General features: G+C 71.2%; 12 protein-coding genes. All 12 read right to left on the reverse strand.

Going from position 1 to position 15,115, the window contains the following annotated elements:
• Nucleotides 1-227: 227 nt before the first annotated feature.
• Nucleotides 228-2,378 (reverse strand): primosomal protein N', encoded by a 2,151-nt coding sequence (locus ABZ453_RS30105; RefSeq protein ID WP_359019672.1) that lies wholly within the window; start codon nt 2,376-2,378, stop codon nt 228-230.
• A gap of 90 nt (nt 2,379-2,468) precedes the next feature.
• Complete coding sequence (gene metK, locus ABZ453_RS30110; RefSeq protein WP_359019674.1) at nt 2,469-3,677, reverse strand: methionine adenosyltransferase; 1,209 nt, start codon at nt 3,675-3,677, stop codon at nt 2,469-2,471.
• 240 nt (nt 3,678-3,917) lie between these two features.
• Complete coding sequence (gene coaBC, locus ABZ453_RS30115) at nt 3,918-5,120, reverse strand: bifunctional phosphopantothenoylcysteine decarboxylase/phosphopantothenate--cysteine ligase CoaBC (RefSeq protein WP_359019676.1); 1,203 nt, start codon at nt 5,118-5,120, stop codon at nt 3,918-3,920.
• Nucleotides 5,121-5,220: 100 nt separating this feature from the next.
• Nucleotides 5,221-5,493, reverse strand: a complete 273-nt coding sequence (rpoZ, locus tag ABZ453_RS30120; RefSeq protein WP_003988945.1) for a DNA-directed RNA polymerase subunit omega — start codon at nt 5,491-5,493, stop codon at nt 5,221-5,223.
• 65 nt (nt 5,494-5,558) lie between these two features.
• Complete coding sequence (gmk, locus tag ABZ453_RS30125; RefSeq protein WP_359019679.1) at nt 5,559-6,116, reverse strand: guanylate kinase; 558 nt, start codon at nt 6,114-6,116, stop codon at nt 5,559-5,561.
• Between the two features lie 60 nt (nt 6,117-6,176).
• Nucleotides 6,177-6,500, reverse strand: coding sequence for an integration host factor (locus ABZ453_RS30130; RefSeq protein ID WP_003977346.1), 324 nt, complete (start codon nt 6,498-6,500; stop codon nt 6,177-6,179).
• A 288-nt stretch (nt 6,501-6,788) separates the two neighbouring features.
• On the reverse strand, nt 6,789-7,634 hold the full coding sequence (gene pyrF, locus ABZ453_RS30135; RefSeq protein ID WP_359019681.1) for an orotidine-5'-phosphate decarboxylase: 846 nt from the start codon (nt 7,632-7,634) through the stop codon (nt 6,789-6,791).
• Complete coding sequence (locus tag ABZ453_RS30140; RefSeq protein WP_359019683.1) at nt 7,631-8,734, reverse strand: quinone-dependent dihydroorotate dehydrogenase; 1,104 nt, start codon at nt 8,732-8,734, stop codon at nt 7,631-7,633. Before ABZ453_RS30140 ends, pyrF begins: the two co-directional genes overlap by 4 nt.
• 70 nt (nt 8,735-8,804) lie before the next feature.
• Complete coding sequence (carB, locus tag ABZ453_RS30145; protein ID WP_359019686.1) at nt 8,805-12,113, reverse strand: carbamoyl-phosphate synthase large subunit; 3,309 nt, start codon at nt 12,111-12,113, stop codon at nt 8,805-8,807.
• Nucleotides 12,106-13,263 carry a glutamine-hydrolyzing carbamoyl-phosphate synthase small subunit gene (carA, locus tag ABZ453_RS30150; protein ID WP_359019688.1) on the reverse strand — a complete coding sequence of 386 codons (1,158 nt, stop codon included), beginning with the start codon at nt 13,261-13,263 and terminating at the stop codon, nt 12,106-12,108. Before carA ends, carB begins: the two co-directional genes overlap by 8 nt.
• Entirely contained in the window at nt 13,260-13,832 is a 573-nt protein-coding gene (locus ABZ453_RS30155) for a hypothetical protein (protein WP_359019690.1), read from the reverse strand. The genes carA and ABZ453_RS30155 overlap by 4 nt, the downstream gene beginning before the upstream one ends.
• Nucleotides 13,829-15,115 (reverse strand): dihydroorotase, encoded by a 1,287-nt coding sequence (locus tag ABZ453_RS30160; protein WP_359019692.1) that lies wholly within the window; start codon nt 15,113-15,115, stop codon nt 13,829-13,831. Before ABZ453_RS30160 ends, ABZ453_RS30155 begins: the two co-directional genes overlap by 4 nt.

A 15,115-nucleotide genomic window follows, 5' to 3' on the forward strand; every position in this document is an offset into this window, starting at 1 on the left:
TGCACGAGGCATCGGATCCACCTGCGGACCAGCGGGTCACCCGTGCACGAAGCACCGGATCCGCCTGGCGACCAGCCACCACCCATCCACCAGGCACCGGCCCCGCCCAACCACCAGCGGTCACCCGTGCCCCCAGGCACCGGCCCCGCCCAACCACCAGCGGTCACCCGTGCCCCCAGGCACCGGCCCCGCCCAACCACCAGCGGTCACCCGTGCCCCCAGGCCGCTCAGCCGATGTCCGGTGGATCGATCCGTACCCGGACCAGCGGCTCACCGGCCCCCCGGGCCATCCGCGCCGCCTGGGCGGCCTTCAGCGCCGAGGCGAGCGCGGCGCCGCTTCCCGGTGGTACCCGTACCAGTGCCCGCTCCCAGTGCTCCCCGGGTGGCGGCGCGCCGGGCCGTCGGGGGCGCCCGGACGTCGTGACCAGGATCGGGACCGGGCCCAGCACCTGGGCCTCGCCCGGCAGTTCCACCGTGCGCAGGAACTCCGCGACGGCTTCCGGCGCCCCGGAGACGGCGGCCATCCGCGACACCGGCGGGAAGCCCAGCTCGGCCCGCTCGCCGAGCTCCCGCACCGCGAGACCGACGGGGTCCCACCGCACCAGCGCCTGCACGGGCCTCAGGGTCGGCTCGGCGACCGCGACGACCGTACCCCCGGCACCCTGCGGCCGGACCAGCGCGGCAGCCGCGATCCAGCGCCGCAGCGCGTCCTCGCCGGCCCGCAGGTCGGGCCGCCCCAGCATGGCCCAGCCGTCCAGGAGCAGCGCCGCCGCGTATCCGCCCTCGGCGACGGGCTCGGCGCCGGGTGTGCTCACCACCAGCGCGGGCGCGCCCGGCACGGTGTCCAGTACATGCTCACGCCCCGAGGTCCGCACGGGTACGGCGGGGAATGCGCGCCCCAGCTCCTCGGCCGTCCGCCGGGCCCCCACGACCTGGGCCCGCAGCCGGAAGCCGCCGCACTCCGGGCAGTGCCAGCCGCTCTCCTCGCGCCCGCACCACCCGCACCGCAGCGATCCGCCGTCCTGCCCCTCCAACGGTCCCGAGCAGTGCCGGCAGCGGGCGGGCGCCCGGCAGTTGGCGCACGCCATCCGCGGCACGTACCCCCGCCGGGGCACCTGCACGAGCACCGGGCCCTGCCGCAGGCCGTCCCTGACGACCTGCCAGGCGAGGGTGGGCAACCGGGCCGCACGGGCCGCCTCGTCGCGTGCGAGATCCCCGTCCCCCACGGTCCGTACCAGCGGCGCGGCCGCCCTGACCTGCTCCCGCGAGGCGACGAGCGGCCGCGCCCAGCCGCTCTCGACGAGCTGCGCGGCCTCCACGGTGCAGCTCCAACCGCCCAGCAGGAAGGCGCACTTGTCCTGGGCCGCCCGCAGCAGCAGCACTTCACGGGCATGCGGCTGCGGTGCGTGCAGCTCGCTGTGGCTGTCGTCCCCGTCGTCCCAGATGGCGACGAGTCCCAGGTCCTGGACGGGCGCGAACATGGCCGCACGCGTCCCCACGACGGCCCTCACGGCTCCCCGGCGCACGGCCAGCCACTCCCGGTACCGTTTCTCGGGCCCGGCGTCGGCGGTGAGCACGGCATGCCGCCCCTCCCCCAGCAGGGACGTCAGCGCCGCGTCGACCCGAGCGACCGCCCGCCCGTCCGGCAGCACGACCAGCGCCCCGCGCCCGGAGGCCAGCGTGGCCGCCACGGCCCGGGCGATCTCCTCGCTCCACTCGGGCCCGGGCAGCGCGTTCCACACGGCGCGCGGCGCCCCGCCCGACGCCAGCGCCTCCAGAAACGCGGTGCCCCGCTCGTACCGTGCCCAGGTCCCCGCCTCCGGCCTCCCCGGCGGCGGCAACGGCTCCGGCGAGGGCCGCTGCTCGGCCCGCGCGCTGCGCGGCGGCACGGCGAGCTGGAGCACATCGGCGAGGCTGCCCGCATAGCGATCGGCGACGGCCCGCGCGAGCCCGAGCAACTCCTCGCTCAGCACCCGCTCGGGCGACACGACCTGGGCCAGCGCGGCCAGCGGTCCGGAGTAGTCGGACTCGGCCAGCCGCTCGACGAGAAACCCGTCGATCAGCCCGCCGCCCTCGCGCCGCCCCTCCCGCACCCGGTGCCGCCCGGCCCCGAACCGCACCCGCACCCGCACCCCGGGCTGCGCGTCCGCGTCCAGCTCCTCGGGCACGGCGTAGTCGAAGTACCGGTCGAGATGCAGCACCCCCTTGTCCACCAGCACCCGCGCGACCGGCAGCTCCTCGGCCAACGCGGCCCCCCGCCACGTCCGTGGCTTGGCCCGGGGCACGTCCGCCTTGCGCACGGTCTCCCGGATGAGCGCAAGCTGCTCGGCCGAAGCGCCTTCCGCCCCGCCGCCCGACCGCCCGTTCTCGCTGCTCACCCTTGCATTCTTACCAAACGGCACTGACACGTGGACACGACGAGGCCCGGCCCCCCGAAGGGAACCGGGCCTCGTGCCATGCGGTGGGGCCTACAGGCCCGCCGCCTTGCGCAGGGCGTCCACGCGGTCGGTCTTCTCCCAGGTGAAGTCCGGGAGCTCACGGCCGAAGTGGCCGTAGGCGGCCGTCTGGGAGTAGATCGGACGCAGCAGGTCGAGGTCGCGGATGATCGCGGCCGGACGCAGGTCGAAGACCTCGTCGATGGCCTTCTCGATCTTCTCGTGGTCGATCTTGGCGGTGCCGAAGGTCTCCACGAACAGACCCACCGGCTCGGCCTTGCCGATCGCGTACGCCACCTGCACCTCGCAGCGCGAGGCGAGACCCGCGGCGACGACGTTCTTGGCCACCCAGCGCATCGCGTACGCCGCCGAGCGGTCCACCTTGGACGGGTCCTTGCCGGAGAAGGCGCCGCCGCCGTGCCGGGCGAAGCCGCCGTACGTGTCGATGATGATCTTCCGGCCGGTCAGACCCGCGTCGCCCATCGGGCCGCCGATCTCGAAGCGGCCGGTCGGGTTGACCAGGAGACGGTAGTTCTCCGTGTCGAGCTTGATGCCCTCGTCCAGCAGCGCCTTCAGCTCCGGCTCCACGACGAACTCGCGGACGTCGGGAGCGAGCAGGGAGTCCAGGTCGATGTCGCTCGCGTGCTGGGAGGAGACGACCACCGTGTCGAGGCGGACGGCCTTGTCGCCGTCGTACTCGATGGTGACCTGCGTCTTGCCGTCGGGGCGCAGGTAGGGGATGGTTCCGTTCTTGCGGACCTCGGACAGGCGCTTGGCCAGCCGGTGCGCCAGGAAGATCGGCAGCGGCATCAGGGTGGGCGTCTCGTCGGACGCGTACCCGAACATCAGGCCCTGGTCACCGGCGCCCTGACGGTCCAGCTCGTCCTCGTCGCCCTCGACCCGGGACTCGTACGCCGTGTCGACGCCCTGGGCGATGTCCGGCGACTGCGCGCCGATCGACACCGAGACACCGCAGGAGGCGCCGTCGAAGCCCTTCTTGGAGGAGTCGTAACCGATCTCGAGGATCTTGCTGCGGACGAGGTTCGCGATGTCCGCGTAGGTCTTGGTGGTGACCTCGCCGGCCACGTGCACCAGGCCGGTGGTGATCAGCGTCTCGACGGCGACCCGGGAGGTCGGGTCCTCCTTGAGCAGCGCGTCGAGAATGGTGTCGCTGATCTGGTCAGCGATCTTGTCGGGGTGACCCTCGGTCACGGACTCCGAGGTGAACAGGCGACGGGACACAACGCTCCCTGGGGTTGCAGCGGCTGCTGGCTGATCATGGGCGGACGGGCTCGGGGGCTGCGCCCGGCTCCGTCCGAGAACAGTTTATCGGTCGTACTCGGCCAAGGGCCTCCCTGTCTCGCCTCTCGGGAGGGCCGTGACCTGCGGCACGGGCATTCTGCCCAATGCACCGGCGCCTTGACCAGGGTCGCCACGCCCGTGTGGCAGAGGTTTGAGGGGACCGAGAAGCGAATGAAACATTCACGTGAGGCGCTCCGCCACCAGGTCCCAGACGATTTCGGCCAGATGCTCCTTCGGGCCGTGGGGTACGGGCGTCTCGCTGCCGTCGGCCCCCAGCACCACCGCCTCGTTCTCCTCGGAGCCGAAGGTCTTGCGTTCCCCCACCTCGTTGACGACCAGCAGGTCGCAGCCCTTGCGCGCCAGCTTGGCCCGCCCGTTGGCGAGGACGTCGTCGGTCTCGGCGGCGAAGCCGACGACGAGCTGTCCGGGCCGGGCGCGGTCGGCGGAGATCTCCGCGAGAACATCCGGATTCCGTACGAGGACGATGGGATCGGGGTCGCGGTCGTCCTTCTTCTTGATCTTCCCGGTCGCATAGGTCTCCGGCCGGAAGTCGGCGACCGCGGCGGCCATGACGACCGCGTCGGCCTCCGCCGCGGCCTTCAGCACCGCCTCGCGCAGCTGTACGGCGGTGCCCACCTGGACGACGTCGACGCCCGCCGGGTCGGGCAGGCCGGTGTTGGCGGCGATCAGGGTGACCCGGGCACCGCGGGCGGCGGCGGTGCGGGCGAGGGCGTAGCCCTGCTTGCCGGAGGAGCGGTTGCCGAGGAAGCGCACGGGGTCGAGCGGCTCGCGGGTGCCGCCGGCGCTGACGACGACGTGCCGGCCGGCGAGGTCGGGCTCCGTCACGCCCCGGGCGAGGACACGGCGGCAGACCTCGAAGATCTCGGCGGGGTCGGGGAGCCGGCCCTTGCCGGTGTCGACACCGGTGAGACGACCGACGGCGGGCTCGATGACGACGGCGCCCCGTCGGCGCAGCGTGGCCACGTTCTCCTGGGTGGCCGGGTGCTCCCACATCTCGGTGTGCATCGCGGGTGCGAACACGACCGGGCAGCGGGCGGTCAGGAGCGTGTTGGTGAGCAGGTCGTCCGCCAGGCCGTGAGCGGCCCTGGCCAGCGTGTCCGCGGTCGCGGGGGCGACGACGACCAGGTCGGCTTGCTGTCCGATACGGACGTGCGGGACCTCGTGGACGTCGTCCCAGACCTCGGTGAAGACGGGGTTGCCGGAGAGGGCGGACCATGTGGCGGCGCCGACGAAGTGCAGCGCGGAGGCGGTGGGGACGACGCGGACGTCGTGGCCCGACTCGGTGAACCTGCGCAGCAGCTCACACGCCTTGTAGGCGGCGATGCCACCGCTGACCCCCAGCACGACCTTGGGCTTGTCCACCGTCTCTCCCCGGCTCGGCAACGTACGGGTCCATCACACACCACAGGCCCGACAGTCGCGCTGCCGGGCCTGTGGAAAAGCCAACTGCAATGTGAAAGTACTACTGCGCGGGGCCCTCGACGGCCTCGGACGTCAGCAGACCCGCGTTGATCTCGCGCAGGGCGATCGAGAGCGGCTTCTCGTGCACGTGGGTGTCGACGAGCGGACCGACGTACTCGAGGAGGCCCTCGCCGAGCTGCGAGTAGTACGCGTTGATCTGGCGGGCACGCTTGGCCGCGTAGATCACGAGGCTGTACTTCGAGTCGGTGGCCTCGAGGAGCTCGTCGATCGGCGGGTTGATGATGCCCTCGGGCGCGGAGATGGAAGAGGACACGCTCTACCTTCCGATGGATGGGAAAGAATCAGTGCGGACGATCACACCTGAACGGTCAGGCACGATCACACGACATCCATCAAGGCTAGCAGCTCGCGCGCCACGTCCTCGACGGAGGTGTTGACCAAGGTCATGTCGAACTCCGGCTCGGCCGCCAGTTCGACCTTCGCCGCGTCGAGGCGACGCTCGATCACCTCGGGCGGCTCGGTGCCACGTCCCGTGAGCCTGCGTACGAGCTCCTCCCAGGAGGGAGGAGCCAGGAACACCAGCTGGGCGTCGGCCATCGACTCGCGGACCTGCCGGGCCCCCTGGAGGTCGATCTCCAGCAGGACGGGCTCGCCCGCCTCCAGGCGCTCCAGCACGGCCGCACGCGGCGTGCCGTAGCGGTTGCCGGCGAACTCCGCCCACTCCAGCAGCTCACCGTTGGCGATCAGCTTGTCCATCTCCTCGTCGGTGACGAAGAAGTAGTGGACTCCGTGCCTCTCGCCCGGGCGGGGCCTGCGGGTCGTCGCCGACACCGAGAGCCAGACCTCGGGGTGTTCCTTGCGCATATGGGCGACGACCGTGCTCTTGCCGACCCCGGAGGGGCCGGAGAGCACGGTCAGCCGCGGACGTTCACTCATGCAGCGATTATTCCAGCAATCCCGGAGTGCCCGGGACTCCCGGTCCGGAGGTTGCGGACCTCAGGAGCCGGTGCTGCCGAACTCACGCTCCAGGGAAGCGATCTGGTTGGAACCGAGACCGCGCACGCGGCGGCTCTCGGAGATGCCGAGTCGCTCCATGATCTGCTTGGCGCGGACCTTGCCCACGCCCGGCAGTGACTCGAGCAGCGCGGAGACCTTCATCTTGCCGATGACGTCGTTCTCCTGGCCCTGCTTGATGACCTCGTGCAGGGAGGCGCCGGAGTGCTTGAGTCGATTCTTGACCTCGGCCCGCTCCCGGCGAGCCGCGGCGGCCTTTTCGAGCGCGGCTGCGCGCTGTTCAGGGGTAAGGGGCGGAAGAGCCACGCCTACGTCACCTCGGATGTCGAACTGTCGGATACGGACCGGTGAGGAACCTAGTCGCCCCACACCTGGGGAGCCACGAGCAACACGCTCGCCCGGTGACTCTCGTCGGAGACTAGCGGCCAACTCCGCCAGAGTCAGCGAGAACAGCGGAAAAGTCCTGGTCAGCCTCCGCCAGGCCGGACATTTAGGACATAATGCCCCGGATTTGAGGATGTATTCAGACTCAAGCGGGCCTCGAACCACTCATCGGAGGACTCGATCGAGCGGCTCGAACACCCCTGACGGTGGTCAGGAGGCCGTCACAGCGGTCCGGATCTCGTCCGCGAAGCGGTCCGAGACGGAACGCAGAGCGGCGACGTCCGGACCGTGCCGCAGCACACCCCGGCTGACGTTCGGGACGACGTTGCGGACGGCCGCCCCGAACACACCGGGAAGATCGGCGGCTGTCGCGCCCTGCGCGCCGACGCCGGGCGCGAGGAGGGGGCCGTTGATCGCCAGGTCGTACGACGACAGGTCGCCCAGCGTGGCGCCGACGACCGCTCCGAAGGACCCCAGGGGCTCCTCCCCGGTGTTCTCGGCCGCCAGGTGGCCCAGCATCGTCGCTCCGACGTTCCGGCCGTCCGCCCGGACCGCGTGCTGCACCTCGCCGCCCTCCGGGTTGGAGGTCAGGGCGAGCACGAAAAGCCCCGAGCCGCTCTCGCGCGCGAGGGCGATCGCCGGCGAGAGCGAGCCGTAGCCGAGGTACGGCGAGACGGTCAGCGCGTCCGAGAACAGCGGGGAGTCCTTGCGCAGGAAGGCCTCGGCGTACGCGGCCATGGTGGAGCCGATGTCGCCGCGCTTGGCGTCCATCAGGACGAGTGCGCCGGCCGCCCGGGCCTCCTCCACGGTCCTCTCCAGTACGGCGACGCCCTGGGACCCGAAGCGCTCGAAGAACGCGCTCTGCGGCTTGACGACGGCGACCCGGTCGGCCAGCGCCTCCACGACGGTGCGGCTGAACCGCTCCAGACCCGCCACGTCGTCGTTGAGGCCCCACTCGGTGAGCAGGGAGGCGTGCGGGTCGATGCCGACGCACAGGGGCCCGCGCTCGTCCATGGCGTGGCGCAGCCGGGCACCGAAGGGCTCGTACGAGGTCATACCGTCTTCCTCACGTCGGCGCCGACCGCGTCGGCGAGGGTGGCGTAGGGGCTCGTGCGCAGGCGCGCGGCGAGTCCCTTGTGGACGGCCCGGCTCCAGAAGGGCCCCTGGTAGACGAACGCGCTGTAGCCCTGCACGAGGGTGGCCCCGGCGAGGATGCGCTGCCAGGCGTCCTCGGCGTTCTCGATGCCGCCGACGCCCACCAGGGTGACGCGGTCGCCCACGCGCGCGTAGAGGCGGCGCAGCACCTCCAGGGAGCGCGCCTTCAGGGGGGCGCCGGACAGGCCGCCGGTCTCCTTCACGAGGGTGGGGTCGGATGTCAGACCGAGGCCCTCGCGCGCGATGGTGGTGTTGGTGGCGATGATCCCGTCCAAGCCGAGCTCGACGGCCAGGTCGGCGACGGCGTCGACGTCCTCGTCCGCCAGGTCCGGGGCGATCTTCACCAGGAGCGGTACCCGACGGCTGCGCACCACCCGGTCCGCGGCCTCGCGGACGGCGCTCAGCAGGGGCCGCAGCGCCTCGGTGGCCTGCAGGTTGCGCAGGCCGGGCGTGTTCGGCGACGAGACGTTCACGACCAGGTAGTCGGCGTACGGCGCCAGCCGCTCGGTCGACTTCACGTAGTCGCCGGCCGCCTCCGCCTCCGGGACGACCTTGGTCTTGCCGATGTTGACGCCCACGACGGTCCTGAAGACCGGCTCACGGGCCGCCAGACGGGCCGCCACGGCCAGCGAGCCCTCGTTGTTGAAGCCCATGCGGTTGATGAGCGCCCGGTCCTTCACGAGCCGGAACAGCCGCTTTCCGGGGTTGCCCGGCTGGGCCTCCCCCGTCACCGTGCCGATCTCGACATGGTCGAAGCCGAGCATCGACATGCCGTCCACGGCGACGGCGTTCTTGTCGAAGCCGGCGGCGAGCCCGAAGGGGCCGTGCATGCGCAGCCCGAAGGCCTCGGTGCGCAGCTCCTTGTGGCGGGGGGCCAGGGCGGCGACGAAGGTGCGCAGCACGGGAATGCGGACGGCGAGGCGGATCCAGCGGAAGGCCAGGTAATGGGCCCGCTCCGGGTCCATCCGTGTGAAAACCAGACGGAAGAAAAGCTTGTACATCTCAGACGTGTCCTCGAATGGGTCCTCATGCGGAGGGGGACACCGTTTCCGGTGTCCCCCTCGTCGGCTGCTAGTCGCGGGCCGCGGTCAGGTGCTCCGCGTGTTCCTGGAGCGAACGGACGCCCACGTCACCGTGGTTGAGGGCGTCGATGCCCTGGACGGCGGCGGCGAGCGCCTGGACCGTCGTCAGGCACGGGACCGACCGCGCCACGGCCGCCGTACGGATCTCGTAGCCGTCGAGGCGGCCGCCGGTGCCGTACGGGGTGTTGACGATGAGGTCGACCTCGCCGTCGTGGATGAGCTGGACGATGGTCTTCTCACCGTTCGGCCCGGTGCCCTCGAACTGCTTGCGCACGACCGTGGCCTTGATGCCGTTGCGCTTGAGGACCTCGGCCGTGCCGGAGGTGGCGAGCAGCTCGAAGCCGTGCGCCACCAGCTCGCGCGCCGGGAAGATCATCGAGCGCTTGTCGCGGTTGGCGACCGAGATGAACGCGCGGCCCTTGGTGGGCAGCGGGCCGTAGGCGCCGGCCTGCGACTTGGCGTACGCCGTGCCGAAGACCGAATCGATGCCCATGACCTCGCCGGTGGAGCGCATCTCCGGGCCGAGGACGGTGTCCACGCCGCGTCCCTGGATGTCACGGAAGCGCGACCAGGGCATGACCGCCTCCTTGACGGAGATGGGCGCGTCCAGCGGGAGCTCGCCGCCGTCGCCGGAGGCGGGGAGCAGACCCTCCGCCCGCAGCTCGGCGACGGTCGCGCCCAGGGAGATTCGGGCGGCGGCCTTGGCGAGCGGCACCGCGGTCGCCTTGGAGGTGAAGGGGACCGTACGCGACGCCCGCGGGTTGGCCTCCAGGACGTACAGGATGTCGCCGGCCAGCGCGAACTGGATGTTGATCAGGCCGCGCACGCCGACCCCGCGGGCGATGGCCTGCGTCGAGGCCCGCAGCCGCTTGATGTCGAAGCCGCCCAGCGTGATCGGCGGCAGCGCGCAGGCCGAGTCGCCGGAGTGGATGCCGGCCTCCTCGATGTGCTCCATGACGCCGCCGAGGTAGAGCTCCTCGCCGTCGTACAGCGCGTCGACGTCGATCTCGATGGCGTCGTCGAGGAAGCGGTCGACGAGGACCGGCCGGGAAGGGCTGATCTCGGTCGACTCGGCGATGTAGGTCGCGAGCCGGGTCTCGTCGTAGACGATCTCCATGCCGCGCCCGCCGAGGACGTACGACGGCCGCACGAGGACCGGGTAGCCGATCTCGTCGGCGATGGCCTTGGCCTCGGCGAAGGTGGTGGCGGTGCCGTGCTTGGGGGCAGGCAGGCCCGCCTCGGCGAGCACGCGCCCGAAGGCGCCGCGGTCCTCGGCGGCGTGGATCGCCTCCGGGGACGTGCCGACGATCGGCACGCCGTTGTCCTTGAGGGCCTGCGAGAGGCCGAGGGGGGTCTGGCCGCCCAGCTGGACGACGACACCGGCCACCGGGCCGGCCTGCTGCTCGGCGTGGACGATCTCCAGCACGTCCTCGAGCGTCAGCGGCTCGAAGTACAGGCGGTCGGAGGTGTCGTAGTCCGTGGAGACGGTCTCCGGGTTGCAGTTGACCATCACGGTCTCGTACCCGGCGTCGCTCAGCGCGAAGGAGGCGTGGACGCAGGAGTAGTCGAACTCGATGCCCTGGCCGATGCGGTTCGGACCGGAGCCCAGGATGATCACGGCCGGCTTCTCGCGCGGCGCGACCTCCGTCTCCTCGTCGTAGGAGGAGTAGAAGTACGGCGTCTTCGCCGCGAACTCGGCGGCGCAGGTGTCGACCGTCTTGTAGACCGGGCGGATGCGCAGCGCGTGCCGCACCTCGCGCACGACGTCCTCGCGCAGGCCCCGGATCTCGCCGATCTGCTGGTCGGAGAAACCGTGCCGCTTGGCCTCGGCCAGCAGGTCGGGCGTGAGCTCCACGGCCTCGGCCAGCTCGTCGGCGATCTCCTTGATCAGGAAGAGCTGGTCGACGAACCAGGGGTCGATCTTCGTGTACTCGAAGACCTCCTCGGGCGTGGCACCCGCGCGGATGGCCTGCATGACGGTGTTGATCCGGCCGTCGGTCGGGCGGACCCCCGCCTGCAGCAGCTGTCCCTTGTCGCCGGGCTCGCCGACGAAGGTGAACTGGCTGCCCTTCTTCTCCAGCGAGCGCAGCGCCTTCTGGAAGGCCTCGGTGAAGTTGCGGCCGATGGCCATGGCCTCGCCGACCGACTTCATGGTGGTGGTCAGCGTGGAGTCGGCCTGCGGGAACTTCTCGAAGGCGAACCGCGGGGCCTTGACGACCACGTAGTCGAGCGTGGGCTCGAAGGAGGCCGGGGTCTCCTGGGTGATGTCGTTCGGGATCTCGTCGAGGGTGTAGCCGACGGCGAGCTTGGCGGCGATCTTGGCGATCGGGAAGCCGGTCGCCTTGGAGGCGAGGGCCGAGGAACGCGACACGCGCGGGTTCATCTCGATGACGATCACGCGGCCGTCCTCGGGGTTCACCGCGAACTGGATGTTGCAGCCGCCGGTGTCGACGCCGACCTCGCGGATCACGGCGATGCCGATGTCCCGCAGGATCTGGTACTCGCGGTCGGTGAGCGTCATCGCGGGCGCGACGGTGATGGAGTCGCCGGTGTGCACGCCCATGGGGTCGAAGTTCTCGATGGAGCAGACGACCACGACGTTGTCGTGCTTGTCGCGCATCAGCTCCAGCTCGTACTCCTTCCAGCCGAGGATGGACTCCTCCAGGAGCACCTCGGTGGTCGGCGAGAGGGTGAGGCCCTGGCCGGCGATGCGGCGCAGCTCCTCCTCGTCGTGCGCGAAGCCGGAGCCGGCGCCGCCCATGGTGAAGGACGGGCGGACGACCACCGGGTAGCCGCCGAGGGTGTCGACGCCCGCGAGCACGTCCTCCATGGAGTGGCAGATGACCGAGCGGGCGGACTCGCCGTGCCCGATCTTCTGGCGGACGGCCTCGACGACCAGCTTGAACTGGTCACGGTCCTCGCCCTTGTGGATCGCCTCGACGTTGGCGCCGATCAGCTCGACGCCGTACTTGGCCAGGACGCCGTTCTCATCCAGCGAGATGGCCGTATTGAGGGCCGTCTGGCCGCCCAGCGTGGGCAGGAGGGCGTCGGGCCGCTCCTTGGCGATGATCTTCTCCACGAACTCCGGGGTGATCGGTTCGACGTAGGTGGCGTCGGCGATCTCCGGATCGGTCATGATCGTCGCAGGGTTGGAGTTCACCAGGACGACCCGCAGGCCCTCGGACCGCAGGACACGGCACGCCTGGGTGCCGGAGTAGTCGAACTCGGCGGCCTGGCCGATGACGATCGGGCCGGAGCCGATGACCAGGACGGACTGGATATCGGTGCGCTTAGGCACGCTGGCCCTCCATCAGGACTGTGCTCATCAAAGACGTGAAGCGGTCGAACAGGTAGGCGGCGTCGTGCGGGCCGGCGGCCGCTTCGGGGTGGTACTGGACGCTGAAGGCAGGCTGGTCGAGCAGCTGGAGGCCCTCGACCACGTTGTCGTTCAGGCACACGTGGGAGACCTCGACGCGTCCGAACCTCGTCTCGGTGACCTTGTCGAGCGGCGCGTCCACGGCGAAGCCGTGGTTGTGCGCGGTGACCTCGACCTTGCCGGTCGTACGGTCCTGCACGGGCTGGTTGATGCCGCGGTGGCCGTACTTCAGCTTGTAGGTGCCGAAGCCGAGGGCGCGGCCCAGGATCTGGTTGCCGAAGCAGATGCCGAACAGCGGCGTCCTGCGCTCCAGGACGGCGGTCATCAGCTCGACCGGCCCGTCGGCGGTGGCCGGGTCGCCGGGGCCGTTGGAGAAGAACACCCCGTCGGGGTTGACGGCGTAGACCTCGTCGGCGGTGGCCGTGGCGGGCAGGACGTGCACCTCGATGCCGCGCTCGGCCATGCGGTGCGGGGTCATGCCCTTGATGCCGAGGTCGATCGCGGCGACGGTGAACTTCTTCTCGCCGACCGCCGGGACGACGTAGGCCTCCTGGGTGGCGACCTCCTCGTACAGCGAGGCACCCTTCATCTGAGGCTGGGCCTGCACGCGCGCGAGGAGCTCGTCCTCGGCGGCGATGGCGTCGCCGCTGAAGATCCCGGCGCGCATGGAGCCGCGCTCGCGCAGATGGCGGGTGAGGGCACGGGTGTCGATGCCGCTGATGCCCACGATGCCCTGCGCGAGAAGTTCGTCGTCCAGGGAGCGCTTGGCGCGCCAGTTGGACGGCACGCGCGCGGGGTCGCGCACGACGTAGCCGGAGACCCAGATCCGCTTGGACTCGTCGTCCTCGTCGTTCCAGCCGGTGTTGCCGATCTGCGGGGCGGTCGCGACGACGATCTGGCGGTCGTACGACGGGTCGGTGAGGGTCTCCTGGTAGCCGGTCATGCCGGTCGAGAAGACCGCCTCGCCGAAGGTCACCCCCACGGCCCCGTAGGCGCGGCCGCGGAAGGTCCGGCCGTCCTCCAGGACGAGTACGGCGGGAACCCGGGTGGCTCCCCTGGTGGAGGTTGTCATCGTGCGCCTTCCGTCTTGTTGATCATCTGGTTCAGGGTGTCGACCCACTCGGTGTGCTCGGCCGCGTGGTCCGAGCGGAACCCGGAGTCGATCAGCCTCTCGCCGTGCGCCCACGTCACCACGAGCAGGCCGCCCTCGGTCAGCACCTTGCCGGCGATGCCCTTGTCGAGCCGGGCCTCGCGCAGCTGCGCCAGCGGGACGAAGAAGTCGGTCGCGCCGGGGCGCACGACGTCCAGTCCCGCGTCCGTCAGGGTGAGCTCGACCCGGCTGCGGGTGCCGAGGCCGTGCGCCACGATGCGGTCGAGCCACTCACCGGCGGTCGTGGAGCCGTGGTAGCGGCCGCTCATCGTCAGTCTGGCCTCGCCGGGCTCCTCCGGCGACGCGGGCAGTTCGGGGATGTCCCCCTGGAGCGTGCCGCGCCATTTCCAGCCCTCGCGCATGAGCCAGTAGACGAGTGCGACGAAGAGGGCGAGGCCGACCAGCCAGCCGACCCGCGCGGCCCAGTCGGTGACCTCGGCCGACTTCTTCTCGGCGGCGAGTGAGGCGGCGAGCAGGGTTACTGGTGTCACGTGAGTTTCCCGTCGACGAGCGTGGCCTTGCCCCGGAGCCACGTGTGCGTCACACGGCCCGGCAGCTCACGCCCCTCGTACGGGGTGTTCCGGCTGCGCGAGGCGAAGCCCGCGGGGTCCACCGACCCACGGTATGCCGTGTCGACGAGCGTGAGGTTGGCGGGCTCACCAGCCGAGACGGGACGCCCGTGTCCCTGCGCCCGCCCGATCCGCGCGGGCTTGAAGGACATGCGCTCGGCGACCCCGGCCCAGTCCAGCAGGCCCGTCTCCACCATGGTCTCCTGCACCACTGACAACGCGGTCTCCAGGCCCACCATCCCCATGGCGGCCGCGGCCCACTCGCAGTCCTTGTCCTCGTGCGGGTGCGGGGCGTGGTCGGTGGCGACGATGTCGATCGTGCCGTCGGCCAGCGCCTCGCGCAGGGCCAGCACGTCGCGCTCGGTGCGCAGCGGCGGGTTGACCTTGTAGACCGGGTTGTAGGTGCGCACCAGCTCGTCCGTGAGGAGCAGGTGGTGCGGGGTGACCTCGGCGGTGACGTCGATGCCGCGGGACTTGGCCCAGCGGACGATCTCGACCGAGCCCGCGGTCGACAGGTGGCAGATGTGCACGCGGGAGCCGACGTGCTCGGCGAGCAGGACATCCCGGGCGATGACCGATTCCTCGGCCACCGCCGGCCAGCCCCCGAGCCCCAGCTCGGCGGAGACGATCCCCTCGTTCATCTGGGCGCCCTCGGTCAGCCGCGGCTCCTGCGCGTGCTGGGCGACGACCCCGCCGAAGGCCTTCACGTACTCCAGGGCGCGCCGCATGATAACTGCGTCGTCGACGCACTTGCCGTCGTCGGAGAAGACGGTGACCCCGGCGGCCGACTCGTGCATGGCGCCCAGCTCGGCGAGCTTCCTGCCCTCCAGGCCGACGGTGACGGCGCCGATGGGCTGTACGTCGCAGTAGCCGTGCTCCCGGCCGAGCCGGTAGACCTGCTCGACGACACCGGCGGTGTCGGCGACCGGGAAGGTGTTGGCCATGGCGAAGACGGCCGTGTAGCCGCCGCTCGCGGCCGCGCGCGTACCGGTCAGCACGGTCTCGGAGTCCTCGCGTCCCGGCTCGCGCAGATGCGTGTGCAGGTCGACGAGGCCGGGCAGCAGCACCTTGCCGTCGGCCTCGACGACCTCCGCCCCCTCGGCCGACAGCCCGCTGCCGACCGCCTCGATGACGGCGCCGTCGATCAGGACGTCCTGCGCCTCGCCGCCGAGCACCTTCGCGCCACGGATCAGGATCTTGCTCAT

The organism is Streptomyces sp. NPDC005799 (assembly GCF_040630525.1).
GTDB classification, from domain to species: Bacteria; Actinomycetota; Actinomycetes; order Streptomycetales; family Streptomycetaceae; genus Streptomyces; species Streptomyces griseorubiginosus_B.

Excerpts from the sequence above, each read along its gene's own strand:
- gmk (WP_359019679.1), bottom strand. The coding sequence starts at position 6,116 with ATGAGTGAACGTCCGCGGCTGACCGTGCTCTCCGGCCCCTCCGGGGTC.
- pyrF (WP_359019681.1), bottom strand. The coding sequence starts at position 7,634 with ATGACCTCGTACGAGCCCTTCGGTGCCCGGCTGCGCCACGCCATGGAC.
- ABZ453_RS30140 (WP_359019683.1), bottom strand. The coding sequence starts at position 8,734 with ATGTACAAGCTTTTCTTCCGTCTGGTTTTCACACGGATGGACCCGGAG.
- carA (WP_359019688.1), bottom strand. The coding sequence starts at position 13,263 with ATGACAACCTCCACCAGGGGAGCCACCCGGGTTCCCGCCGTACTCGTC.
- ABZ453_RS30160 (WP_359019692.1), bottom strand. The coding sequence starts at position 15,115 with ATGAGCAAGATCCTGATCCGTGGCGCGAAGGTGCTCGGCGGCGAGGCG.